The sequence below is a fragment of the Pedobacter nutrimenti genome, assembly GCF_032678445.1.
Lineage (GTDB): Bacteria > Bacteroidota > Bacteroidia > Sphingobacteriales > Sphingobacteriaceae > Pedobacter > Pedobacter nutrimenti_A.
In genome coordinates this window covers 170106-194811 of record NZ_JAVTSQ010000011.1, presented here as the reverse complement: position 1 = coordinate 194811, position 24706 = coordinate 170106, and the positions used below count along the sequence as shown (strand labels likewise).

The following is a 24706-nucleotide window of genomic DNA, read 5'->3' as shown; positions in this document are numbered from 1 at the left end:
ATTTATCTGGAGGTAATTATTTAACTTAATTTTTTACAGATTCCCATGTTCCAGTTTCTGCGGAATATCTTTTAATGATTTTAGCAGGATTTCCAACAGCGACACAGTAATCTGGTATGTTTTTGGTCACCACACTACCCGCTCCTATAACCGAATGCCTCCCTATCGTGATGCCTGCGGTAATCACACTGTTGGCTCCAATCCAAACATTATCTGAAATTATAATCTGCTTTCGAATCTCCTTTTGAAGACTTGGAGGTAGTGTTACATCCTCATAACCATGATTTAGTCCCGAAACTACAATGTTTTGAGCTAACATTACATTATTGCCTATATCTACCGGGCCAATAACAACACTTCCGATTCCGATCATACTACCCTCTCCAATAAGAACATCCCCCACGCCATTGTTAATTGTTGCAAAATCCTCAATCGTTGACTTTGCTCCAAGTCGAAAGTCATTAAAAGGAAAAACATCCATTCTGCTACTACACCTTATGATACTGCCCGGCCCCTTCTTATGCTTAAAAGGATTGATAAACAATCTTACCCATAAGCGCGGCCGATGATCATTATTTGGAATCAACAACCAGTGGGCTATTTTCTTTAATTTCGGATTCGACTTTATCTTATCTTTTAAGGACATATGCTAGCATTAGTCATTTATAAATTAAATTTCATTCACAAGAACACGCCAGCAGTTACAAGTAACTCCATCTACTTATTCTTGATTTCTTTAAAAAAAGCAATTGCAAAACAAACCAGGCCAGGAATTATAAAAAGTTCAAATGGCATTGCCTACCTCCTTTACTTTTGAATAAATATTCTCTTCTTCTGTATTGCTTTCTATATTACTCATTTCTTCTGTTTTTTTCTGTAAATCAAGTCCAGGGCTTAGATAAATAAAAGCAAAACAAACGGTGGTAACGAGTGCGGAAGGCATAGAGTTCATAACCTCATTTCCATAACTACAAAAAAACAAGCCAGCAGCGGTTGCCAGCATCGCAATGTTTTTATATCTCAAGCCCTTGTCTTCAATCTTCCAGATAATCCCACTGCATTTTCCCATTATGAACATGATCATACAAAACCAAAGAATAAATCCCACGATTCCGTACATCGCCCAAATCTTCACCCAGTAACTGTCGGGCTCTATTGTAGACAAAAATTTGTCTCCATTGTAGATCTTTCCCCAATTCCCTATAACGCCCAAACCACCTCCAAATGGTCTTGTTTTTAAATATTCACCAATAACCTGCTGGTTCATAAAACGAACATTCAGAGAAGCATCTTTTGGATCCACTGCTGTACGCAGCCTCATAATCTGATAATTTCCGTTCCCTATGTTTGTATACTTTAATACAAATAAAAAAGATAAAAGGACAACAGATCCAATCAGCAGCACTCTAATATTTTTAGTCAGGAACACAGCAAAAAAAGCTCCCACAACTAAAGCAAACAATGCTCCCCTGGTTCCGGAAATCAGCATTCCATAAAAAGTCAACAATGCAGCCAAACCCAACAATGCTCTTTTCCATTTTTTAAACGGACCTAAGGCCAACACCGCAGTTAACAATACAAATGAAGCCTGAGATGCACCAAACTGTCCAGCATCACTATAAAATGAAAACACCCTTAGTTGTCCCCAGATCAAATGGGTCAATGCTCCGCCATCATCTAAAAATTTCTGTTCTCCAGGGGAAAGACCAATTTTAAGCTGCTTAATCCCATTTAGTGTAGCGAGTAAAGACAAGCAAATGAATAAGATCAGAACCATATCCATCTTCTTTTTTGAATTAAAAAGAAGAAAAACCAAAGGCGTACATAGTAGTGGGAAAAGGGCTGTACTTCTAATTTCCTGGAGCCAGCCCATAATACTGGCACCGGCAGGGTTGGCAATCTCTGCCACACTGATTAAGAACCAGGCCAGCATGAGCTTGTTCAGCGAATTGTCCAGTATCTTCCAATTATATTTTCTATTTAAAATTCCAATTGCAAACCAGGCTAACAATAAAAACACTTCTATTCCAATCCCAAAAGGCAATCCCCCCACTTCTCTACCAAATATTCCAAAAGTAAAGCAATAAATAATCAATGCGACCAAGCCTATGGATGGATCTCTAAATAAAAAGATAATATAGGCAATAACAAATACAACAAGCATAAGCACCACAGGTGCCACAGGATTAACATAGGTTAATATACTGACCACAACAGAAATGATCAGTCCTATGATGGACAAAACCCATATACGCTTAGTTTGCGATAAGGAAGATAAAAACTGGATCATTGATATTTTTTTATTTTCCGTTTAACCTCAATGAAGCAGCTTGCCTAAGCTAACTTAGCTTTGTTCAAAACCCAACCTATAAAACCTGGTTTTTCCCGGATATATTTGATCAGTTCTTTTTCTTCATCTGCTACGGCCCTGCCAGCTTCAAATACAGCAATATTTACCTCAGTGAACAATAGCCATTCCTTCGCTTTATTAATTTCCTTAAGGCTATCCACATCAATTACAATAACATCAAACTGCTCCTTTAAAACCTCAAACCCTTTTTTCAAACTGTTTACATTCTGCATTTCAAGCAAAGAAGAGCTAGCATCATTTTTATTCAAAACAGTAATCAGGTCTTCGATCTGGATTTCTCTTTTTACCAAAAAACTTTGAAAATCCTGTCGCATAGCAATCTCTTTAGAATCTGACATGGGAACTTTTGTTTCTCCGCCAATCAGCAATACCTTATTACCCATCATAGCAAAGGAATAAACCAAACTTCCGGCAATAAAAGACTTTCCCTCATTTTCCTCCAGACTGGTTACACCTAATATTTTTTTACCATCCTTCGCAAAAGCCTCAGCCACCTCAAATCTCAACGATCTCAGCAGGTCTTTAAAAGTAGAGTACTCCTCATCTTTATTGTCTTTCCAGATATTTCTGATATTCCGGTCTGTATTTTCTATATAATTCAAATGCCCTAAAACAGGTGATTTAGTCGCAGAAGCCAATTGATGTCTGTTATTAATCGTGTGGTCCAAAAGGAAAAGAATAAACACAGAAAAGAAGCAAATAAAGAAACTCGAAATTCCAGCCAATGCAATGTACATTACCTTCTTCGAAGACAAAGCCAATCCGGGGAGACCAACCTGAGCGATCTGCAATTTCAGGGCAACATTTTGCTGCGTTTTATTTTGATTATAAGTATCCAGGGAAGTCATATAATCCTTAGTGGCCAATTCTGCGTCCCGTTCATAATTTTGAATCCCCGCATCAAAGGGTACCATCGTATTATATTTCGCTTTAAGCATAGACAGTTCATTATCAATAGATCTGATACTACCTTGTGCCTGGCTAACCGTAGTCTCCAAAGCCAATTTCTGCTGAATCAACCCTTGCTTAGAAGCCTGTGGATCAGTAACATTATTGTCTGATATACGAGCACTTACCCGGTCAATCAATCTACTAATTGAGTCTATTTTCTTTTTGTCACTCAATTTAAAATTACCATCTATATAAGCATCATTTGCAATCTTCAATTGGTTTTTAAGACTAACAATAGTTTTATTATCACCTGTTGTATTCCCTCCCATAAATGCATCGCCATTGCCCCGTAATTTAGCATTGATATCCGCTATAGCTCTTTGGTTAGACTGGATATCACGGATGGCCTGAGCTTTACGCTCCTCATTCTGCGAAATTTGGGAATAAACCATCTCCGATTGCTTATCGAGATTCAACACCCCATTCTTCATCTTAAATTCCTTTAGAGCCGCCGTTTTTTGGTTCATAGCTACTTCTTTCTTTTTCAATAAAGAATCAAGTAACTCTATAGAATTATTTTGGTTAGCATTAACATCCTGTCCATAATTATTAATAAATTCCGCAGATAAAGTATTGACAACAAAAGAAGACAACTGGGGATTTACAGACGCGAAATATACATTTATAAAGTCACTATTGTCTGGCCTGTATATATTCAGCTTCTTTTGGATACTCTCGCCATCATAGCCCATAGAGCTTACGATATCATAAAGTTTAAATTTATTTTGATTATCTCCTACGGCAAGAACCTCTTTTTTTAAGAGCTTCTCCCTATATATCCTTATAACCTCCTGCAAATTAGCAGATCCCAAAGAGTCTATAATTTTGCTGTAAGATTTAAAAGCCGTTTTCGGATTTTCCAGATCGTGCAGAATTAAATGATAAGACAGGATACTCATGATCCTCTGCATTTTCATTCTTTCAATAATGTTGGCAAACTGCTGGTTTACTTTAAAGTAATCAGCATTTTGATTTGATCCGACAACAACTTGTTTAGACTGATCTACAATACCTGTAGCGATCTGTGCTTCAGAAGCATATTCTTTAGGAAGTTTGCGAACCAGAAAATAGGTGATTACGGCTGCCGTGAGTGGAACCAAGACTAAAATCCATTTATACTTATTAAGAAGTTTTAAAAATGCTTTAATGTCCATCTACAAATATAAGATTTTATTAATTATTATTTAACCTCAGAAAGCTTCATTCCAATAATCTCTTCTAATGCATCTTTAGCAGTAAGTAAGGCTACTTCCGTTTGAATCTTTTCTGTGCTCGCACTGGTTAAGTTTATTCTGGATTGGTTATAGGTATCTAGGGGTACTTCACCTTTTTCAAATTTATACTTCATATTATCGGCTACATTTTTGTTATCCTGCACGCTTTGTGTATAAATTTTAAGCTGATTTAGCTGCTGGATATAGGCATAATATCTTTTCTTAACCTCTGTAGCCAGAGTTAATCTAAAATCCTGCGCTTGTAATTGTGCAATTTTATAATCAGATTTTGCCTTTTTTGCAGCATAAGGTTTTTGAAGAAAATTTCCGAGATTCAAGTTTACACTAAACTGAAATCCATTCACATTATAAGGGTTAACAGGATCCAAAACCGTCTTGGATTGCGGTCTGTAAAAATAAGACGCATTAAACAGGTCAAGGTAAGATATAGCGCTACTGGAAACATCGGTCTTTGCTTTTTTGACACTTTCATCCATTACTTTGACCTTCGGATAGTTCTCTAGGGCCAGTTGAATATATTTATCCAGGTCAGATGACTTTACCTCACCTATAATTGACTCTTGAGCATAGCTACCGATGCTGGCGAAGAGGAGAGATCCTAAAGTAATTTTAAAGAGTGTTTTCATGTTTTTATATCTTTTAGGTATTTAATATTTCCTTAACTAAATAATTATAAGTTAAACCTTCTCCTTTTGGATCAGGGCAGGAATGGTTTTTAATATTATCTTTAAGTCTAAAAGAACTGAATAATTATTTGCATAATAATTATCAAGCTCCTTCCGTTCCCGTTCGGACATTTCCTTCTGTCCGCGTTTACTAATCTGCCACAGGCCTGTTAAACCTGCCGGGCCCAAAAACCGGGTAGACCATTCATTTGTGGTGAGCTGCTCCGCCTCATATAAAGGCAAAGGCCTGTTACCTACTAATGACATGTCACCAACAAACACGTTCATGAGTTGAGGCAGTTCGTCAATACTGGTTTTTCTTAAGAAAGAACCAAACTTTGTTATGCGAGGATCATTCTTAAATTTGACAAAAGCGGTCTTTCCGGTTTTGTTGTCACCTTCTGATGCATATTGGTTCAAATCTGCCATGGAACTCAACATCTGGTCGGCATCCTGTCTCATAGACCTGAATTTGTAAAAATCAAATATTTTATAACCTGCTCCCACTCTTTTACTTTTATAAATCACTTTACCTTTAGACTCCAACCGGATGAGTAAAGCAACCACTAAGAACAAAGGCAAAAGAAAGAATAATGCCAAACCCGAAACGATGACATCAAAAACCCTTTTGCTTAAAGGAACCTGGTATACTTGTTCTGTTTGCTGGGCCAATTCCATCAGTTTTGGCTTGATCAATTTAAATTTAACGAGAAAATTAAGTCGCTCACAGAAATCCTCCAATGGAAAGGGGTAGGTATAATAATCATTCACCTTTAAATCAAGCGCTTCCCTTCTCCATTCCTTATTTTCTTTAACCCCTAAGAGTACGATAATCAGTCCTTGAAAAAAAGGATTTTCTTTAATATACCTTACCTGTTCAAAACAATTAGGATTGTCATCTACCTCGATTAAAATAATATCTGGAATGCTTAGCAGAGATTGATTATCGAAATAGTACCTAAAGCTTTTCTGGTCATCTAAATACTCAATATGAGCATTAAACTCCTCAGAAATAATATTTCGAAGCAGATTTCCAAAGTATACGATCTTGGCATTGATCTGTGGCTTGTCGATTGCAGAAATTGTCATCATTGTATAAGTTGGGCGATTTGATTTTTTAATTCGGCTGGATTGAAGGGTTTTTCCATGAAATGGTCAATCTTAAAAGGCATTTCTTTTACTTTTTCTTGCAAATTATCAGATCCAGACAGTAAAATAACCGGAGTATTTCTGTAAAAACCACTAATTTTAAGGTTACGAATTAGCGTACTGCCATCAAAATACGGCATCATCAAATCTGAAATGATTAAATCAGGATCGTTTCCTTCTTCCAGCCAGTCAATGGCTTCAATACCACTTTTTTTGATCACCAGATCATATTCTGAGGATAATATAAAGCTTAGTAACTTAAGTATACTAAGTTCATCGTCGACAATCAATATACTTTTCCTGGTCTTTTCTTTGATGCTCTCCATGTTTGGTTGTTTAATATTAAGAGACTTTGCTAACAATTCATGCCCTTTTTCCACGATAGCGGTAAATATCAGATATTTACTACGTAAGCTAAAAATACCTCTTTTATCTGTAAACATAACAAATTTATCTATTACAATTTAACCAATTTATCATCCTTGTTAAAAAATTAATCAAGCCTAAATTAAGTCGAGGCTAAAGAGCAAGTTCTTGTATTAATTTCCTTTAATGTTAAATGTATTTTCCTGAACCTGACCCTGATTTAAATTTTTCAATTCATTAGAAATTATCCTACCAGAAGCATCGATAATTACTATTCTTACTTTTTGATCCTCTTTAGAAAGCAATTGGGTTTTCAACTGCACATCATCTAGATAGGAAAATGAAAGGTCCTTACTCCCGCTGTCGATATTGGCACTAAATTTTTGATCATATATAGTGTAATTGACAGCACACTGATTGCACTCTACACGAAGCACTCCCTCTTTATTAAAAACTACTCCAGATAAAGGATCATTAAGTCCATCTTTTTTACAGCTAAAAAGGCATAAAAGAAGAGTAAATAATAATAAGTATTTTTTTTTCATATGGCGTTGTTTACACAAAAAGCATAAAAAAATCAGGCCAAGATGATTATCGTATGGAGAATATTTGAACAATCATCACTTTAAAAACCAGGAAGCTAATTTTCTGTATCTTATATAATAAGGTTTGCGTATTGAGTTGTCTAGGCATATTATATATAGGTGAGTAATTTCCCCATATTCTAAAATCAGCTGAGGTCATATCTCCCCAATCACAGAATTCATAAAAAAATGCCATAAAAAGAAAAAGTCATGCTTTTCTGCATGACTTTTTAAAATTTTATATCGTCTGTAATCTAATTTGACGGAACCCGGCCAGATTTCTTATCCTTTCCCCGGCCAATTAAATATCCTGCACCTGCACCGGCAGCACCACCAATCAATGCACCTCTACCATGCTTTTTGTCGATTATAGCACCACCCACAGCGCCGGCAACCCCTCCTATGAGTGTACCTTTAGCTGCATCACTCCACCCTTTCTTTTTATGTACGGTTTGCCCGCTAGAAGATGAACCTGAAGCGACCCCATTTGAAGCGGACGCCTCTCTTTGCTCAGAAAGCAGCAAGGTTCTTTTTTCCCTTTTTTCTTCCGCGACCTGAGCCAGCCTTTGCTCTTCTTGCTTTTTGGCTACTTCGGCTTTCTTAAAACTGTCAAGCCTTAAACTATCCTTTACCATTTTAATAGCAACCTGTCTTGCCTCTTCTTCCTTCTGCTTATTACTGCAAGATGCCATCACCACAGCAGTAAGTAATACAATTGATATTATCCTTTTCATTGTTTTGCGTGTTAGTTTAACAATAGACTAGGTATTGTAACAAAATAATGCCAAACCTTTTTTTTTACTTATTCATGATAGAATTTTCCTCTTCAAAACCACTCCTATCCATACGATCTTCTTCTCCATCCGGATTGTGAGAAATCCAGTCATTATCACTGTTCAAGCTATGATACAAGGGATTAGAAGAATGATCAGCATCTAATCCTAGGTTCTCTTCGCCGTCTTCCTGACCAGCGATTGTATGCTTTATATTTTTCTTCCGAGCCAAATTTTGCTTTTTCATAATCGACCTCCTTTTCCTGTATACTATACAATTCTAAACTGTATTATACAAAAGAAACAATTGACATAACCAAAAGGTTTGCCTCAGTAGCAGCCGAAGCAATTTAACCAAATTGCGATATTCATTTTTATTTCAGTACTTTCACATCAAACTATATATAATAATTAATATGCGTAAAACAGGAAAAGTGAAATGGTTTAATTCTTCAAAGGGCTTCGGCTTTATCACACCAGAAGAAGGAGGCAAAGATATATTCGTGCATTTTTCTGCTATTGCAGGAGATTCTTTCAGAGAACTAAACGAAGGAGATAGTGTAGAGTTTGAACTTAATGATGGCAAAAAAGGACCTGAAGCCTCAAACGTAACCGTTCTATAGTCATACTATTTTAAAATATCCAGGGGTTTGCTTATGCATTGCCCCTTTTTTATATGCAAACCTCCCAATTAAAAACAATTAGTATTTTGGGTTGTGGATGGTACGGCCTTCCACTGGCAAAAGCACTACAGGCCCTAGGCCATCATGTCAAAGGTTCAACCACAAGTCAGGATAAATTAACATTACTGACCGAATCGGGTATTAGCGCTTACTTGTTGAATCTTGATCCGGGCAATTCCATAGACGCATCAGATTTTTTCAAATCAGATCTGGTGATTGTTTGTCTTCCGCCAAAAAGAAACTCCGATCAACTTCTATCCTACACCAAGAAAATATCAAAAATTGCTGATCTCGCTACACAATATAAAACAGCGCAAATTTTGTACATCAGTTCAACTTCTGTTTATCAGGAAGAGAATCAGATTGTCGATGAAAACACCATTCCCAGACCAGAAACTTCATCCGCAAAACAGATACTCCAGGCAGAACAACTATTGAAAGGCACAACATTCTTCGAAACCACAATTATTCGTTTCGGTGGCCTTATCGGACCTGGCAGGCTCCCTGGACGCTTCTTTGCCGGAAAAAAAAACATACCCAACGGAAAGGCACCAATTAATTTAATCCACTTAACAGACTGTATCGGTCTTACACTGCACATCATTCACAATGGTGCATTTGGGCATCTATATAATGCCTGCGGTCCAGATCATCCGGAAAAGCAAACATTTTATACAGAAGCAACCCGAACATTAAATCTTGAAGCTCCCGAATTCATTGACGAACTCAGGGAGTGGAAAATTATTTCCAGTATTCAAGTCCCTAATTTTCTTGAGTATAGCTATAAAGTAAACAATTGGATGAAATGGCTTAAGGATAATCCTAATTAATTTAATATCTTGGAGATTGTTTTAGGATATAACGCATATGAAATTAACGATTTGGGGAGCTGCGCAACAGGTAACTGGAAGTATGCATCTTCTACAAACTGAACACTATAATATATTGATCGATTGTGGGCTGGATTATGAAAAAGACACTTTTCAGGAAGAAAATGAATATTTTCCATTCGATCCGTCAGACATCGATGTTGTCATTTTAACCCACGCACATATTGACCACTCTGGTAATCTACCAACCCTGGTACGCATGGGCTTCCAGGGACAAGTACTTTGCACGCCACCTACTGCCGATCTTACAGAAATTTTATTGCTTGATTCTGTAAATGTATTTTTAAGCAAGCAACAACGAACACACCGAAAAAGAGGAAGAAAACAGAGCTCAGGTCCAAAACCGCTCTATCTTCAAAAACATGTAATGGAAACGGTAGAACGCTTCGTTACCATTGCATTCCATAAAACCTTCAAAATTACAGATCAAATCTCTCTTCAATTTATACCCGTTGGACACTTATTAGGTGCTGCAGCAGTTATACTTACCGTACAAGAAGATGGAAAAACAAAGAGAATAGCCTTTACTGGCGATATCGGCAGAAAAAACTATCCTGTACTTGTAGATCCCGAACCTTTGCCAGAAGTTGACTATCTGGTTTCAGAATCCACATACGGAGGGAAACTACACAGTACAGGTACCACGCTCGAAGAGAAATTGACCGAAACCATAAATGAAGCTTGTGTTAAATTTCCTGGCCGACTCATTATACCCGCTTTTAGTATTGGCAGAACACAATCTCTTGTGTATACCTTAAATAAGATATTCACCAAGGGCTTACTTCCACCGGTAAAGATATTTGTCGATAGTCCCCTCGCCATCACAGCCACAGATATCTACCGGAAGCACCATCAGTTGGTGAATGAAGAATCTAAAGAATTCTACACCAGCCATGGAGACGAATTTAAATTCAAGGAACTCTCTTATGTCGAAGAAAAAAGAGAAAGTATCTCGATATCCAACTATCATGAACCCTGTATCATCATCTCCTCCGCAGGAATGCTTGAAGGCGGACGTATTCAGGACCACCTGTACCACAACATACAGAACTACTATTGCACCATATTGTTCATTGGCTATTGCGCAAAAGGAACTTTGGGAAATCGTTTATTACGGGGAGATCCAATTGTCCGCTTAAGAAACCGCGACCTGATGGTCTATGCCAGTATCAAGCAAACCGATCTGCTGAGTGGACATGGAGACCATAACGACCTGGTCAATACAGTTAAATCTCAGAATCCAGCAAAATTAAACACGGTATTCCTTGTTCATGGAGAAGACAAAAGTCTGTCGAGTTTATCTGAAGCCCTGGAGACCGAGGGATACCATGTGGTCATCCCCCAGAAGGGACAGACCTTCGATTTGTCAAGTTAAAAAAGGTATTTTGTAGCAAATACTATACAGTTTTTTCACCGAAGCGGGGAATTCAACTCCATTCCCCAAAATCGGCATCTCCAAACCAACACACTGATAATTAAGCGATTTAGCTAAAAATTAAGTTAAAATCGCTTTTGGCAGGGTTATTACTTATGGTTAGTCAATCCAGTATATTATTGGATCATTAATATCTAACTATAAAAAGATGAACTCAAAAATTACAAAATCGGCAATGATATTATCCTTAGTAGGATTATCTACAAGTCTGTTTGCGCAAGACACGCCAGCAGATTCCACTTCGCGCTTCTCCAAAAAAGACTTTCGCACCTGGTCAATTGGTTTAAACGGTGGTATGCTTACCCACTACACTCCTTTCAACGGAAGAAGTAATGGAGATTATAAAACGCCACAAGAAGCCTGGGGTTACGGAGGTTACATTAAGAAACAAATTACTCCGGGATTTGGTATCCAGGCAGACTTTTTAGCTGGTAAAGTAAAAGGAATGAGAAGTAATGACCCTAGTTTAACTACAGCTCAAAGTGATGCGTCGCACTTCGTAACGCGTATTGACTGGTCTGCAGCTTTAAAAGGTAACTTTACAATAGCGAATCTAAGCATGAACCATAAACGCAGTGTATTCTCACCATATCTAACTGTGGGTGCTGGATATATGTCTTCAAGTGCTAATGTTGACTATAGTGTAGCAAGTGGCGCCGCTCAAAGCGAAGGTTACAAAGAAAATTGGTTTGTGCCAGTAGGTGCGGGTTTTAAAATTGGAGTAGCAAAAGGACTAAACATTGATTTAGGTTACGACGTAAACTTCATGAAATCCAAAACATTTGATGGATACAATGGAGCAGCCAACGACAGATTCTCTTATGCACACGCTGGGGTAGAGATTGCCTTGGGTAAAAAAGGTACTTCTCAATTGCAAAACTACAGTGCAATCGCTGCTTTACGTGAAGAAAGTGCTGCAGAAAGTGCTGATCTGAGAAGAGCTTTATCTACTCAGGAAGAAAATGCTAGAAGAGACAGAGAAGCATTGGTTGCAAAATACAACCAGGAAATGGGTGATGATGACGGTGATGGTGTAGCTAACAAATTTGACAAATGCCCTGGAACTCCAACTGGAACAGTTGTAGATGGCGCAGGATGTCCATTAGTAACTCCTAGACAAATTATCAAAGAGAAAGTAATCGTAACTGAAGCTGACCGTAAAGTAGTAAGCGAAGCGATTAAAAACCTCGAATTTGATTTGGGTAAAGCCACCATCAGAGCAAAATCTTATCCTACGCTAAATAAAGTTGCAGCGTTATTGGTAGAGAAAAACTTTAGCTTGAAACTTGCTGGTCACACCGACAATACTGGCTCAATGGCAACTAACCTACGTCTATCTAAAGAAAGAGCGGAAGCCATCAGAACTTACCTGGTAGCACAAGGTGCAAATGCATCCAGAATTGAAGCAACAGGATACGGTCCAAACCAACCAATTGCAACAAACAAAACTGCTGCAGGTCGTCAGAAAAACAGAAGGGTTGAATTCACTTTGTATTAATCCTTAATCGTTTGAATAAAAAAGAGAGGCTGGTTCTAACGAACCAGCCTCTCTTTTTTATTCAAACCTTTTTAAACTTCAGAATCCAGTTCGAAGTACTTACTCGCTATTTTGCTAAAGGAATCCCTGGTTAAAGGCTTATGCATAAAAGTTACAATCTCATTGTCTTTTGCAGCCAGTTCCTCATCATCCGGATTTAAAGAAGTGGTGAGCATAATCACTACTATTTTTGCCCGCTTATAAAGATCAAGTTTTTTATATTCCTTCATAAATTCCCAGCCATTCATACCAGGCATATTGATATCAAGAAATATAATCCCAGGTTTTATCTCCGCCTCTGGCTCTTCTCCCTCATACATAAACTTCAAATACTCCAAGGCTTCAAAAGCCGAAGAAATCGCCTTCACATCAACATCAATATTTGAGGTTTGTACTATTTTACGGTGCAAAAAGTTTGTCGACATTTCATCATCCACCAATAAAACACGGTCCAAATCCTTATATTTTTTCATTCTACTTATTTATCTCAACCCTGAAACACCGGATTTCAGGAAATTATCACATTCTATTTTGTATTTCAATTCTCGCTCAAGGCTACTAAAACACAGATTAAAGCAAGTTTAAAGTAAAATGGAAAGAGCTTCCATTTCCCGGAGAAGATTCTACAGAAATTTTTCCACCATGCAGTTCAGTAATTTTTTTACAATGTGCTAAACCTATCCCATTCCCTTCATAATCTGTTCTGTTGTGAAGTCGTTGGAAGATTACAAATATCCTTTCCTTAAAACGATCTTCTATGCCAATTCCATTATCCGTTACAGAAAACTGCCAGCCTTGTCTGGTCGGTTGCGCAGAAATCCGAATCACTGGAGAAACTTCTTTTTTTCTGAATTTAAGCGAATTACTGATTAAATTTTGAAAAAGCAATCTCAATTCTGTTGCGAAACCTTTAACTACAGGCAAATTGCCACAAATTATTTTTGCCCCGCTCGGCTCAATTACAGAAAAAAGATCAATTTTAACTTCCTCAATCAATGCATTACAATCCACCATTCCCACTTCCTTTTTCTTGCCCAAACGCGCATAATCGAGTAAGCCCTTAATCAGACTTCTCATTCGCTCTGTAGATTGAGCAATAAAGCCAAGGTACATTTCACCCGTAGGATCAATTGTACCGGAATACTCTTCCTTCAGCAAATCAATAAAGCTACTGACAGTCAATAATGGCTCCTGAAGATCATGGGAAGCGATATAAACAAACTGTTCAAGCTCCTTATTCTGGATTTCCAGCTTTTGCATATATTTTTCAATCGCAGTTTGGGTATTGAATTTTTCTGTGAGATCTCTGGTTATTTTAGAAAAACCAATCAATTCCCCATGGTCATCATAGAGTGCAGTAATCCGAATACTACCCCAAAACCGAAGACCATTTTTACAAACCCTCCAACCCTCGTCTAATGCCTTACCATTTCTTATGGCTTCGTTGATCATCTTCTCAGGCTTCTGGCTAATGATATCTTCCTGGGTGTAAAAAATCCGGAAATTCTTACCTAAAACTTCATTTGAAGTATAGCCTTTAATTTTTTCCGCACCCGCATTCCAGCTGTCAATATTTCCTTCTGTATCCAAAAAAATGATGGCATAGTCATCTATGTCCTCAAACATTTTGGCAATATGAAATGAGTCTGCAGCAGGATGCATTTTAGGATAAATTATTATTAAGTGTTGTAATAAGCTTTTCAAATTCCAAGCCAATCAAAACTTAACTACATTTAATCCCCTGTCCTCATATCCGGCGGGCTACACAGAGAAAAAAAATCCCATTTTTACCCAAATCGGGGCATTAATTAAACAATCATTACTCGCACTGCCATACCGTATCAAGAAACCAATTCCTGGAATCAAAGAAATGATTAACAGGTTTAAAGCCAGATTTAAAAGCCATTAATTCGGTCTCCTCAACGCTGTATTTCTGAGAAATTTCCATGGAAATATACTCATCCTTTCTAAAAGTAAATACCCTCCCTTCAATACAGACTTCCTGTTCCACAAGGCTAATCAGGTAACTCCTGCAGGCTCCGGTTGCAGGATCATAAGAAGGATAATGATCAAATTGTTCCAATGCAAAATTGCCACCCAACTCGCGGTTGATCCTATTCAGCAGGTTTAGATTAAAGGCTTTAGTAAAACCTTGAGCATCATTATACGCGTTTCTGATCACATCGGGATGCTTTTTCAAATCAAAGCCGATCAGTAAGACGTCTCCTTTTTGTAAATAAGACCTCAGTTCCTTGCAAAACTCAAGAGCAGCATCTGTTTCAAAATTCCCGATGGTGCCTCCTAAGAAAAGAATAACCTTTCTTTTAGGTGAAATCTGGCTGGCATGGGTAAGCATGTCAAAATATTCCCCATTCAAACCCTTCACTTTTAATCCATCTATTTCCTTAGGTAATTTCTTTTCCAAATGTCCGATCATATCTGCGGAGATGTCAATAGGCATATAAGTAAAATCAAACTTTTGCCTAAGCATCTCCTTTAATAGATAACTGGATTTAGTTGCGTCTCCTGCACCCATTTCAATCAGATCAAAAGTATCAAAGCCGTTTTTGAGTACTGTAGCTAGTTCTGCTGTCTTATGTTGAAAAATCTCCAGTTCACAATTCGTTGGATAGTATTCCTCGCAATTCATAATTTGCTGAAAAATCCCATCCCCTGCATGATCGTAGAAATATTTAGAATTCAATCGTTTGGGTGTTTCTCCAAGATCATGGAGTACATCTTTTAAAAATTGCTTCATACGAATTACTTTACGAGCCTGATGCCACTGAACATCCAGCGCAAATGGGGATGAAAAAAATTACGATAGGTTTTACGGCTGTGTGATGCTGATGTTGCCACCGAAGCACCCCTGAGCACCTTCTGGTTCACCATAAACTTTCCATTATATTCGCCTATAGCTCCGGGAGCTTTGGAAAAACCTGGATAAGGCAAATAGGCGCTTTCGGTCCACTCCCAGAGCTGCCCCCATTTTAATTGATCTGCAGCCACTTCCCACTCAAATTCTGTTGGCAGTCGCCTCCCTTTCCACTGGGCAAAGGCCGCGGCCTCATAAAAACTCACATGGCATACAGGCTCCTCAGGTTTTAAACGATTCAGGCCTGATAAACCGTAGCGATACCACGCTCCATCTATCAGATGCCAGTATAAAGGTGCACAAATATGATTATCCCGAACCCAGTCCCAGCCTTCGGCATGCCAGAAATTAAAATCCCTGTACCCACCCTGATCTACAAATTCCTCATATTCTGCATTTGTCACCAGTTCAGCAGACAAAGAAACAGCCTGAATATAAACTTTATGGGCATTCAGTTCATTATCAAAACAAAAATCACTGCCTTTATAACCAATCTCATAAATACCTTCCTCTACATCTGCCGTTTTCGATCCTGCAGCAGAGAACCCATACTCGATGCTCTCTCTTCTATAAGGAGGAAATAAAGGATTATGCCCTAAAATATATTTGATATCATACCAGAGCAGTTCCTGATGTTGCTGCTCGTGATTTAAACCCAGCAGGATCAGCTCTTTTAAATGATCTTCTTCCGGTTCACGGGAAAGAAAATGTGACATCGCCTCATCCACATATGCACGATACCTGTACACCTCATCCACCGTGGGGCGGCTTAAATTGCCACGATCCGTCCTGATCACCCTGGCTCCAATTGTCTCATAATAACTGTTAAACACATAATTAAACTCTGGATTATACACCTGATAACCTGTAAAAAAAGGCCCGAGGATAAAGGTTTCAAAAAACCAGGTTGTATGCCCAAGATGCCATTTAGGCGGGCTTACATCGACAATCGGCTGTACCACATAATCTTCCTTTTCAAGATCGGAACAGATACTGGTGGTCATGGCCCTTACGGCCAGATACTGTTTCAAAAATGACATATTAGTTCTTTTTTATATAATGGACCAAATCTGTTATGCTTTTAATATTTAAATCAGCAGCCTGTTTCCGTCTCATCATTAAAGCATAACTATTATTAAAGCCAATAGGTTTTAACCAAGTGAGATTAAATTGACGGTCGAACTCTTTTTTTACATAACTAAACACCGCATCTTTATCTTTTGGAATCCCGTTAAGCACAGATAGTGAGGGATGTAAAATCACCAGCAACCCAGTCCCTGTATATTCAGGATAAAGATCTATCTGATCGTTTTTAAGGGCATCGAAACAAATTTGAGTTCCTCCCAGCCCTGTTTTAGTTTCCACGTCAAGATGGGAATATCCCCTGATCAGCAATTTATACATTTGGGCCAGAATATACTGTTCCCCAAACACCTTTGATCCGATTCTGATCAGGCCCTTTCCACCCGGCAAAGCAGACTGTAACAAATGATGTGCAGACAGAAAATCAGAAGCAACTTTCTCCGGACTCTGTTTCAATTTATCCACATTATAATTCAGTCTGGTCATCTCTTCATCATTCAGTAAACCGGAGAGCTTATTTAAAACCATTTCCAACTCAGGATACTTCTTTAATACCCCCTGCCTTACAACCAGCGCAGCATAATAAGGTGGAAAAATATGCTGGTCATCTTCAAGGGTAATCAGATCAAACGCCTTTAACCTCCCATCAGTGCTATAACCATCGATCACATCCAGCTTTCCTTCATAAGCAGCCTTATATTTCACTGCATCACTGATGACTACAGTTTCCATTTGCAATTTATACACCTCTTTCAGACCTAGATATCCATCCTGCCGACCCATAAATTCTGGGGTAAAACCTGCAAGCATCCGCCCGCCTATCTTAGATGGCAAAAAGTAAAAAGAGCAAAATAAAACAAACAGGAAAGGCAATAGAAGATAAGTCATTCTCACACGCTTTAAACTCAGTCGCTGTACACGAGACAATAAAAAGTCCAGAATAACGGCAAGTAAAGCTGCCGGAATAGCACCGGCCAGGATCATATTTGAATTGTTCAACGCAATGCCGCCGAAAATAAACTCACCAAGTCCACCCGCAGCAATATAAGCCGCTAAAGTGGCTACACCAACATTGATTACCGTAGCCGTCCTTATACCCGCCATCAGCACCGGAAAAGCAAGCGGTAGCTCTACTTTAATTAAAATCTGCCACTTACTCATTCCCATCCCTTTAGCTGCATCCGTCACAACTGGATCTACCCCCGTAATTCCAGTATAGGTATTTCTGATCACTGGCAGCAGTGCATATAAAAACAAGGCCAGAATAGCGGGTTTTGGACCAATCCCTAAAAACGGGATCATAATTCCCAATAAAGCAATACTAGGAATGGTCTGAAGAATTCCTGCAAATCCAAGTACAGGCCCGGAAAACCTTCTATTCCTGGCAATCCAAATACCCAAAGGTACAGCTATTGCGATAGCCAATACCATGGACAGTAAGGTCAAACTGATATGCGTTAGGGTCTGGCTCATCAGCTTACCAGACTGCTGCATCATAAACTGCCCTAAACTCTGAGATTCTTCCATGGCCTTATTCCTCCGAAGTCAATAAGATTTCCTTCAATTTACCTGGCTCAAGCTGTTCCAGTAACTCCCAGGCAGTATGCTCACCCATTTTTAGAAACTTCAGTTCTAGAAGTAGTTTATGCTCCTTCAAAAAAGACGCGACAAATGCACTTTGGGGTTTAAACAGCAGTTCCTCAGGTGTGCCATACTGCATTACCTTACCTTTATCCATCAAACAAATCTTGTCCCCCATCTCAAATGCTTCCTGTATATCATGCGTAACCAGAATGATTGTTTTTTTAACCAGCTCATCCAATTCGGTAAATTCCTTGCGTATATCTGCCCGGGTAATATTATCCAAAGCACCAAATGGTTCATCCATAAGTAAAATTGGAGGATCTGCCATGAGTGCTCTCGCTAGTCCTACACGCTGCTGCTGTCCACCACTTAAAGCCGAAGGATATTGTTTCCCCAATGCACTGTCCAGCTTCAATTTATCCAGCAATTCCATACTCCTGTTTCTGATCTTTTCTTTATCCCATTTCAACAATTTAGGTACAAGAGACATGTTTTCCAAAACTGTATAATGAGGAAACAGCCCATGATTTTGCAGCACATACCCCATATGACGTCGCAATAATTCCGGCTGCTGCCCAGCTACATTTTTCTCGTCAATATAAACTTCACCAGAATCAGGCTCGATCAGCCGGTTGATCATACGTAAAGTAGTTGTTTTACCACATCCACTGGTTCCTAAAAGAATCAGTGTCTCTCCCGCCGCAACTTCAAAATTGATCCGTTCGACAGCAAATTTACCATCAAACTTTTTACTCAGGTTTTCAACTTTAATCATCTAGTGACATAAAAAGGTTATTCAAAGATTCTGCATATAAGGGATGAGCAAAGATCATTTTCCTGATTTGATCATAGGTAATCTTCCCCACCATAGCCATCTGTAAGATAGACATAATTTCGCCGCCCTGTTCACCAATTACTGCTGCACCAAGCAGCAATTTTGTTTTTTTATCTGCAATGGCTTTCATAAACCCTCTGGTTTCCCCATTTTCTAACGCCCTGGCCACATTTTTCATTGGAATTTTAGCCACTACAATATCAAGCCCAAGTTCTTTAGCCTGCAACTCATTGATGCCTACCCTCCCCAACTGAGGATCTGTGAACATACAATAAGGTAATAACCGTCCCTTAATCCCTTTTTTCTCTCCGTGTAACAAATGATCAATCAACACCAGATGATCATTATAGGCGATATGTGTAAATGCAGGACCACCCTTCACATCACCAAGTGCATAAACACCTTTTACACCGGTTTCTAAATGATCATTAACTTTAATGTAACCCCGGTCATCACAAATAATATTCGTATTTTCCAATCCAAGCATCCTCGTTTGTGGATCCCTTCCAGAAGCCATTAATACATGACTGCACAAATGCTTTACCTCCTCTCCGTCTGTTAAAGTAGTCACCCGAATTCTGGCATCTCCATAATTTTCAAACTTAACAGCTTTGGTCTGTAGCAGCACCTTTATACCCTCCTCCTGAAAAACAGTACTCATCTCCCTGCAAACATCCTCATCTTCATGTGGCAGTAAACGGTCACCCTGTTCCAGCAGGGTCACCTCTGCACCAAACCGTTTAAACATCTGTCCAAACTCCATTCCTATATAGCCTCCACCCACGATCAGCAAATGAGATGGAACTTCCTCCAGTTCCATGATAGAAGTAGAAGTAAGAAATTTAATTTCAGAAAGCCCTTGAATTTTCGGAATAAACGGCAAGGCACCTGTATTGATAAAGATATGTTTAGCTTCAAAAAGATCAGCCCTGTCTTCCTTCATTACCTGTACCTGGTGATCAGCTATAAATTTAGCCTCTCCATACACGACACTTAAATTTGGAGTCTTTTCTATACCACGAACAGCGCCCTCCCTGAACAGCGAGACCAAATGATCTTTACGCTGCATGACCGCCTTGAAGTTGAGTCTGTAAGCAGGAATATCAACGCCAAGATCTTTACTTTTTCCAGCCAGATAGACCATCCTTGCAGAGGCAACCATTGTCTTTGTGGGTGTACACCCATCGTTAATACACGTTCCTCCGATCCACCGTTTTTCGATTAGAACCGTTTTCCAACCTGCAGCTGCCAGCTTTTTGGCTAATGGTACACCAGCCTGTCCTGCGCCAATTACAATTGCATCAAATGATTTCATGAACATATAACAACGTTCAAATCAAATTGTCGGCAATTTTTTTTATTTATAGCATTAACGACAGATGCGCTTTCTTGCGCCCCTCTTCCAAATCCAGGAATATAGAATCTGCAACAGAAAGCTTCTCATGTTGCGTTTCATCCTGCTGAATAGCATAACAAATCAAGCCAGCGGCCTTAGCTGCCCGTAAACCATTTATCGTATCCTCAAAAGCAATACACTCCTCCTTCTCAACACCAAGCTTAGATACACATAAATTATAACCCTCTGGATCAGGTTTGGAATTGACCACATCCGATCTGGTTACCATCACATCAAAAAAATCAGCCAGGTTGTTTCTCTTAAAGATCAGGTCCACCTCAAACTGTGGACTGGCTGTAACCAACCCCAGCTTTAACCCTTCTTCTTTAAAAAATGTTAAAGTTTCCATTGCATAAGGCATCAAATTGATCGTCCTGGTCTCCAATCCGGTCATACTCATTCGTTCTCTCCAGGTCATCAACTCTTGCAAAGGAACATCAAGCTGGTAGCGTTCTTTAATATTTTTGCTGTTTACAGGAAGCGGAAAACCAGCATAACCTTTTAACCAGTCTGCATAGGTCATCTCGTAAGAAAATGTTTTGAGGATTTCATTCCAGCACTCGAAATGAAAATATTCTGAATCAATTAATGTACCGTCAAGATCAAACAATACAGCTTTAAGTTTCGGCATAAAAAGGGTTTATTTCATAAAATTAGCAAATTAAATTTGATTCGGCTTCTTTAGCGGAAGCGAAAAACAAAAAGTAGATCCTTTTCCTTCTGCACTATTTACCCACAGTTTACCGCCTTCTCTTTTAATAATTTCAGCAGAAATAAAAAGACCAAGACCTAAACCAGGAAAAGTATGCTGCAAATGACCTGTCACCCTATAAAACTGCTCAAATACTTTCTCCAGTTTATCTTCAGGAATACCAATTCCCTTGTCTTCCACACATACCACAATTTCATTGTCTTTGATTTCGCTGGATACGTTGATCACACCTTCAACCGGAGAATATTTAATGGCGTTAGAAATCAAGTTAATGACCACCTGGCCAATCCGCTCTTCATCACCAGTAATAATACCTACTTCCTTAAAATGCTCCCTGATGATATGCTTATCCGTTGTACGCTGTAATTCTTCAATCACAAACCTCAGCATCCCATTGAAGTCAAAATCTGAAGAGTTAAATTCAAGCCTGCCGGAATTCATCTTGGTTACATCCAACAAATCACCAATAAGATTAGTTAAACGCTTCAATTGCGCATCCATCTTCAGCATCATCTCGGCCTCCTTCACATCTCCTTTTTGTAACAAAATCTTCTGCATAACTTGGGTATAAGCCTTTAAACTCGTTACCGGGGTTTTCAGTTCATGACTTGCAATAGCTAAAAAATCATCTTTCTGCCGCTGCAGATTCTTCTGCTCTTCCAAAGCTGCCTGAAGCCGCTTATTGATAGATAGTAGTTCTTTTTCTGTATTTTTTTTATCTGTGATGTCCAGTACAGTACCAATATTTCTTACTGCCTTCCCATCCCCGTCATAATAAATTTTACCTTCCACTCTTATCCAGCGAACAGATTGATCAGGCCAGATTACCCTCACTTCATAAAAAAGTTGTCCGGTTTCAACAGCTCTTCTGTGTGCGTCAATTCTGATGGCCTTGTCATCAGGATGGATTACCGCAGCAAATTGTGCCCTGCTCGCCGTGGCCTCAAATCCAAAAATGGCATTGAAACGATCTGAAGTAGACATCTTGCTGGTAAACAAGTTCATATCAAAGGTACCTAACTTCACTGCATCTGCTGCAAGCCTTGCCCTTTCTTCAGCATCTTCCAGTAAGGAACGGGATTTGGTTTCTTCAGTAATATCTTGCAGGATCCCATTAAACCTTGTAGGACGATTGTCCTCATCAAAAAGTGCTTTCCCTCTGGCCAGCACAATTCGTTCTTTACCAGATAGTGGATTGTTAATTGTATAAGATATGTTATAAAGACCTCCTGAAGAAAAATGCAACGCATTTTGGATGGCATCACTCACCTTCTGCCTGTCTTTTGCCGCGATCACACTAATGGCTTCTGTCAGATCAATATCCTCACCATTCCCACCAAGTCCAAACCATTCCTTCAGCCTTTGGTTACCGCTAAATTTATACGTTTTTGTGTTGAGATCCCATGTAGCCAGCTCTGCCGCATTCACCGCAAACTCCAGCTCCTTCCTGCTATCATTGAGTGCTTTTAAAACGCCTTCCTCATCAAAATTCTTATGGATATCTGCCAGATCATTCATAGTACATCAGAATTGTTTAATCAGAGTAACGATTAAAATTAAAACTTATTTACCGAAATGAGGAAAAAGATCCAATATCTTGTTAAAAAGAATTAAGTTAAGAACTATTCCTTTTTATAAAAATAAAGAAAGCTTCTGACGAATGACAGCGATCATACCTTCCGAATGACTTTCATCATGGCATAGTAAAGTAATTTTTCCCATCTTTAGCTAAGAACAACAATCATGAACAACACGACATATACTACCGCAGAAGAAGCTGTCAGCGTGATACAATCCGGCAACCGGGTATTTATTCATGGCAGTGCAGCCACTCCAGTACACCTGGTCAAAGCCCTCCAACAAAGACATCAGGAGCTAAAAAAAGTAGAACTTGTCAGCATCACCACCTTAGGAGAAGCAGATTTTAATCATTCTACCTATAAAGAGAGTTTCTTCTTTAATTCCCTTTTTGTATCGGCAAATACACGCGCCATCGTAAACAGTTCCTACGGAGATTACGTACCCGTTTTTCTAAGCCAGATCCCCAAACTCTTTAAAGAAGGTTTTTTACCTATTGATGTCGCTATGGTTCAAGTTTCACCACCCGATGTACATGGATACTGTTCGCTGGGAACTTCTGTAGATATCGCTCGAGCGGCAGTAGATACCGCCAGACACGTTATCGCACAGGTAAACCCCAATATGCCACGTACACATGGCGACGGCTTTATACACATCAATAAAATCAACACACTGGTCTGGCATGAATCTGCACTACCTGAAGTTGATTATTCAGCAAAAACCACAGAAGCCATGGTCATCATCGGGCAACATATTGCCTCCCTGGTGGAAGATGGAGCAACCCTACAACTGGGTATAGGCGGCATTCCAGACCAGGTATTAAAGAATTTGAGCGGACATAAAAACCTGGGCATTCATACAGAAATGTTGTCCGACGGTGTCATTCCTCTAATCCAGAGTGGCGTAATTAACAACAGTCTTAAAAAGATCAACAGGGGTAAATCCATTACCGGTTTCATGATAGGCACCAAAAAATTGTATGACTTTGTAAATGACAACCCCAGCATTCGTGTAATGGACATTTCATATGCCAACGATACGAGTATTATCCGTCAAAACCCGAAAGTTACTGCCATCAATTCTGCTATTGAGCTAGACCTTACCGGTCAGGTATGTGCAGATTCCATGGGTACATACCAGTATTCGGGTATTGGCGGGCAAATGGACTTTATTCACGGTGCTTCCCTGTCACAAGGCGGAAAGCCCATTATAGCCCTTCCCTCAGTTACTTCTAAGGGTATCTCCAGAATCGTTCCCTTTTTGAAAGAAGGCGCAGGCGTAGTGACCACCAGGGGTCATGTAAACTGGGTGGTTACAGAATACGGAAAAGTGAATCTTTTTGGCCTTAGTCTGAAACAAAGAGCAAAAGCACTCATCAGTCTGGCCCACCCTATGCACCGTGAAACACTGGAAAAGGCCTATCATGACCGGTTTATTTAACCTGGTCCAAAGCCTTTCTTTGCTGACCGGCTGCTGCTTTATACTGGCTTGGCGACTGTCCGGTTACCGACTTAAATTGCGTAGATAAATGGGCGCTGCTGCTATAGCCCATTTTAAAGGCAATTTCGTTCAAATTCAGTTCTCCATACTGAATCAGTTCTTTCACTTTTTCAATTTTTTGCTGAATGATATATTTTTCTATTGTAATTCCCTCCGCATCTGAAAACAAGCGGCTCAGATAAGTATACTCCTTATGGAGTTGCTCTGCGATCAGGGTCATCAGGCTTTGATGAATGGCATTCAGATCGGAATAATGCACCAGTTCGATGACCTTGGTTTTAATTTGCTCTACAAGCTGGTCCTTTTGTTTGTCGATCAATTCAAAGCCCAGAACCTGCAAAGCAGATGCAATATTTTGCACCTGCTCTTCCATGGGTTCTGGTTCAATATCTACCTTACCCAAACTAATGTCCTTTACCTTAAAATTTAAGTTCTCCAGCTGTTGACGAACAATCAGTATACAGCGATCACAAACCATATTTTTAACGTGTAACAACATAT

Annotated in this window: 24 protein-coding genes; 5 read left to right on the top strand and 19 right to left on the bottom strand. The window is 39.1% G+C overall.

Annotated features, from left to right (window positions below):
* Positions 1–25: 25 nt before the first annotated feature.
* From R2S08_RS20780 to R2S08_RS20740, 9 genes are all read right to left on the bottom strand, one after another.
* Positions 26–646 (bottom strand): acyltransferase, encoded by a 621-nt coding sequence (locus R2S08_RS20780; protein WP_316836938.1) that lies wholly within the window; start codon positions 644–646, stop codon positions 26–28.
* A 138-nt stretch (positions 647–784) separates the two neighbouring features.
* The gene (locus R2S08_RS20775; RefSeq protein ID WP_316836937.1) at positions 785–2290 is read right to left on the bottom strand and encodes an O-antigen ligase family protein; all 1506 of its coding nucleotides are present in this window, start codon (positions 2288–2290) and stop codon (positions 785–787) included.
* A gap of 44 nt (positions 2291–2334) precedes the next feature.
* Complete coding sequence (locus R2S08_RS20770; RefSeq protein ID WP_316836936.1) at positions 2335–4476, bottom strand: lipopolysaccharide biosynthesis protein; 2142 nt, start codon at positions 4474–4476, stop codon at positions 2335–2337.
* 26 nt (positions 4477–4502) lie between these two features.
* On the bottom strand, positions 4503–5183 hold the full coding sequence (locus R2S08_RS20765) for a TolC family protein (protein ID WP_316836935.1): 681 nt from the start codon (positions 5181–5183) through the stop codon (positions 4503–4505).
* A 51-nt stretch (positions 5184–5234) separates the two neighbouring features.
* Positions 5235–6314, bottom strand: a complete 1080-nt coding sequence (locus tag R2S08_RS20760) for a sugar transferase (RefSeq protein WP_316836934.1) — start codon at positions 6312–6314, stop codon at positions 5235–5237.
* Positions 6311–6814 (bottom strand): response regulator, encoded by a 504-nt coding sequence (locus R2S08_RS20755; protein WP_316836933.1) that lies wholly within the window; start codon positions 6812–6814, stop codon positions 6311–6313. Before R2S08_RS20755 ends, R2S08_RS20760 begins: the two co-directional genes overlap by 4 nt.
* Before the next feature lie 96 nt (positions 6815–6910).
* The gene (locus R2S08_RS20750) at positions 6911–7282 is read right to left on the bottom strand and encodes a hypothetical protein (RefSeq protein WP_316836932.1); all 372 of its coding nucleotides are present in this window, start codon (positions 7280–7282) and stop codon (positions 6911–6913) included.
* A gap of 293 nt (positions 7283–7575) precedes the next feature.
* Complete coding sequence (locus tag R2S08_RS20745; protein WP_316836931.1) at positions 7576–8055, bottom strand: YMGG-like glycine zipper-containing protein; 480 nt, start codon at positions 8053–8055, stop codon at positions 7576–7578.
* A gap of 64 nt (positions 8056–8119) precedes the next feature.
* On the bottom strand, positions 8120–8341 hold the full coding sequence (locus R2S08_RS20740; RefSeq protein ID WP_316836930.1) for a hypothetical protein: 222 nt from the start codon (positions 8339–8341) through the stop codon (positions 8120–8122).
* A gap of 169 nt (positions 8342–8510) precedes the next feature.
* Here R2S08_RS20740 and R2S08_RS20735 point away from each other — a divergent pair, with 169 nt between their 5' ends.
* From R2S08_RS20735 to R2S08_RS20720, 4 genes are all read left to right on the top strand, one after another.
* Positions 8511–8717 carry a cold-shock protein gene (locus R2S08_RS20735; RefSeq protein WP_108550585.1) on the top strand — a complete coding sequence of 69 codons (207 nt, stop codon included), beginning with the start codon at positions 8511–8513 and terminating at the stop codon, positions 8715–8717.
* Between the two features lie 53 nt (positions 8718–8770).
* Complete coding sequence (locus R2S08_RS20730) at positions 8771–9607, top strand: SDR family oxidoreductase (protein WP_316836929.1); 837 nt, start codon at positions 8771–8773, stop codon at positions 9605–9607.
* Positions 9608–9644: 37 nt separating this feature from the next.
* Complete coding sequence (locus tag R2S08_RS20725; protein ID WP_316836928.1) at positions 9645–11042, top strand: MBL fold metallo-hydrolase; 1398 nt, start codon at positions 9645–9647, stop codon at positions 11040–11042.
* A gap of 208 nt (positions 11043–11250) precedes the next feature.
* Positions 11251–12600 carry an OmpA family protein gene (locus R2S08_RS20720; protein ID WP_133781079.1) on the top strand — a complete coding sequence of 450 codons (1350 nt, stop codon included), beginning with the start codon at positions 11251–11253 and terminating at the stop codon, positions 12598–12600.
* A gap of 71 nt (positions 12601–12671) precedes the next feature.
* Here R2S08_RS20720 and R2S08_RS20715 read toward each other — a convergent pair whose 3' ends face one another.
* From R2S08_RS20715 to R2S08_RS20675, 9 genes are all read right to left on the bottom strand, one after another.
* Positions 12672–13112, bottom strand: a complete 441-nt coding sequence (locus tag R2S08_RS20715; RefSeq protein WP_133781077.1) for a response regulator — start codon at positions 13110–13112, stop codon at positions 12672–12674.
* Positions 13113–13209: 97 nt separating this feature from the next.
* A complete protein-coding gene (locus R2S08_RS20710; protein ID WP_316836927.1) occupies positions 13210–14301 on the bottom strand; it encodes a sensor histidine kinase in 1092 nt (363 codons plus the stop codon).
* A 157-nt stretch (positions 14302–14458) separates the two neighbouring features.
* Positions 14459–15397 (bottom strand): L-histidine N(alpha)-methyltransferase, encoded by a 939-nt coding sequence (locus R2S08_RS20705; protein WP_316836926.1) that lies wholly within the window; start codon positions 15395–15397, stop codon positions 14459–14461.
* A 5-nt stretch (positions 15398–15402) separates the two neighbouring features.
* A complete protein-coding gene (gene egtB, locus R2S08_RS20700; protein ID WP_316836925.1) occupies positions 15403–16554 on the bottom strand; it encodes an ergothioneine biosynthesis protein EgtB in 1152 nt (383 codons plus the stop codon).
* Between the two features lies 1 nt (position 16555).
* Positions 16556–18124 carry an ABC transporter permease/substrate-binding protein gene (locus R2S08_RS20695; RefSeq protein ID WP_316836924.1) on the bottom strand — a complete coding sequence of 523 codons (1569 nt, stop codon included), beginning with the start codon at positions 18122–18124 and terminating at the stop codon, positions 16556–16558.
* Between the two features lie 4 nt (positions 18125–18128).
* Positions 18129–18956, bottom strand: a complete 828-nt coding sequence (locus R2S08_RS20690) for an ABC transporter ATP-binding protein (protein WP_316836923.1) — start codon at positions 18954–18956, stop codon at positions 18129–18131.
* Positions 18949–20331 carry a mercuric reductase gene (locus tag R2S08_RS20685; RefSeq protein ID WP_316836922.1) on the bottom strand — a complete coding sequence of 461 codons (1383 nt, stop codon included), beginning with the start codon at positions 20329–20331 and terminating at the stop codon, positions 18949–18951. The genes R2S08_RS20690 and R2S08_RS20685 overlap by 8 nt, the downstream gene beginning before the upstream one ends.
* 46 nt (positions 20332–20377) lie before the next feature.
* Positions 20378–21043, bottom strand: coding sequence for an HAD family phosphatase (locus tag R2S08_RS20680; RefSeq protein ID WP_316836921.1), 666 nt, complete (start codon positions 21041–21043; stop codon positions 20378–20380).
* 30 nt (positions 21044–21073) lie between these two features.
* Entirely contained in the window at positions 21074–22642 is a 1569-nt protein-coding gene (locus tag R2S08_RS20675) for a PAS domain-containing sensor histidine kinase (protein WP_316836920.1), read from the bottom strand.
* Positions 22643–22867: 225 nt separating this feature from the next.
* On the opposite strand from R2S08_RS20675, the gene R2S08_RS20670 reads away from it, so the two are divergent.
* Positions 22868–24145, top strand: coding sequence for an acetyl-CoA hydrolase/transferase family protein (locus R2S08_RS20670; protein ID WP_316836919.1), 1278 nt, complete (start codon positions 22868–22870; stop codon positions 24143–24145).
* On the opposite strand, the gene R2S08_RS20665 is transcribed toward R2S08_RS20670, so the two are convergent.
* The gene (locus R2S08_RS20665; RefSeq protein ID WP_316836918.1) at positions 24138–24704 is read right to left on the bottom strand and encodes an AraC family transcriptional regulator; all 567 of its coding nucleotides are present in this window, start codon (positions 24702–24704) and stop codon (positions 24138–24140) included. The genes R2S08_RS20670 and R2S08_RS20665 overlap by 8 nt on opposite strands.
* Between the last annotated feature and the right edge of the window lie 2 nt (positions 24705–24706).

Coding starts and splice junctions, on each gene's coding strand:
- R2S08_RS20730 (WP_316836929.1), top strand. CDS start 8,771: ATGCAAACCTCCCAATTAAAAACAATTAGTATTTTGGGTTGTGGATGG.
- R2S08_RS20760 (WP_316836934.1), bottom strand. CDS start 6,314: ATGATGACAATTTCTGCAATCGACAAGCCACAGATCAATGCCAAGATC.
- R2S08_RS20745 (WP_316836931.1), bottom strand. CDS start 8,055: ATGAAAAGGATAATATCAATTGTATTACTTACTGCTGTGGTGATGGCA.
- R2S08_RS20735 (WP_108550585.1), top strand. CDS start 8,511: ATGCGTAAAACAGGAAAAGTGAAATGGTTTAATTCTTCAAAGGGCTTC.
- R2S08_RS20720 (WP_133781079.1), top strand. CDS start 11,251: ATGAACTCAAAAATTACAAAATCGGCAATGATATTATCCTTAGTAGGA.
- R2S08_RS20750 (WP_316836932.1), bottom strand. CDS start 7,282: ATGAAAAAAAAATACTTATTATTATTTACTCTTCTTTTATGCCTTTTT.
- R2S08_RS20675 (WP_316836920.1), bottom strand. CDS start 22,642: ATGAATGATCTGGCAGATATCCATAAGAATTTTGATGAGGAAGGCGTT.
- R2S08_RS20670 (WP_316836919.1), top strand. CDS start 22,868: ATGAACAACACGACATATACTACCGCAGAAGAAGCTGTCAGCGTGATA.
- R2S08_RS20705 (WP_316836926.1), bottom strand. CDS start 15,397: ATGAAGCAATTTTTAAAAGATGTACTCCATGATCTTGGAGAAACACCC.
- R2S08_RS20770 (WP_316836936.1), bottom strand. CDS start 4,476: ATGGACATTAAAGCATTTTTAAAACTTCTTAATAAGTATAAATGGATT.
- R2S08_RS20725 (WP_316836928.1), top strand. CDS start 9,645: ATGAAATTAACGATTTGGGGAGCTGCGCAACAGGTAACTGGAAGTATG.
- R2S08_RS20740 (WP_316836930.1), bottom strand. CDS start 8,341: ATGAAAAAGCAAAATTTGGCTCGGAAGAAAAATATAAAGCATACAATC.
- R2S08_RS20765 (WP_316836935.1), bottom strand. CDS start 5,183: ATGAAAACACTCTTTAAAATTACTTTAGGATCTCTCCTCTTCGCCAGC.
- R2S08_RS20710 (WP_316836927.1), bottom strand. CDS start 14,301: ATGCATCCTGCTGCAGACTCATTTCATATTGCCAAAATGTTTGAGGAC.
- R2S08_RS20690 (WP_316836923.1), bottom strand. CDS start 18,956: ATGATTAAAGTTGAAAACCTGAGTAAAAAGTTTGATGGTAAATTTGCT.
- R2S08_RS20755 (WP_316836933.1), bottom strand. CDS start 6,814: ATGTTTACAGATAAAAGAGGTATTTTTAGCTTACGTAGTAAATATCTG.
- egtB (WP_316836925.1), bottom strand. CDS start 16,554: ATGTCATTTTTGAAACAGTATCTGGCCGTAAGGGCCATGACCACCAGT.
- R2S08_RS20775 (WP_316836937.1), bottom strand. CDS start 2,290: ATGATCCAGTTTTTATCTTCCTTATCGCAAACTAAGCGTATATGGGTT.
- R2S08_RS20695 (WP_316836924.1), bottom strand. CDS start 18,124: ATGGAAGAATCTCAGAGTTTAGGGCAGTTTATGATGCAGCAGTCTGGT.
- R2S08_RS20665 (WP_316836918.1), bottom strand. CDS start 24,704: ATGTTGTTACACGTTAAAAATATGGTTTGTGATCGCTGTATACTGATT.
- R2S08_RS20685 (WP_316836922.1), bottom strand. CDS start 20,331: ATGAAATCATTTGATGCAATTGTAATTGGCGCAGGACAGGCTGGTGTA.
- R2S08_RS20780 (WP_316836938.1), bottom strand. CDS start 646: ATGTCCTTAAAAGATAAGATAAAGTCGAATCCGAAATTAAAGAAAATA.
- R2S08_RS20715 (WP_133781077.1), bottom strand. CDS start 13,112: ATGAAAAAATATAAGGATTTGGACCGTGTTTTATTGGTGGATGATGAA.
- R2S08_RS20680 (WP_316836921.1), bottom strand. CDS start 21,043: ATGCCGAAACTTAAAGCTGTATTGTTTGATCTTGACGGTACATTAATT.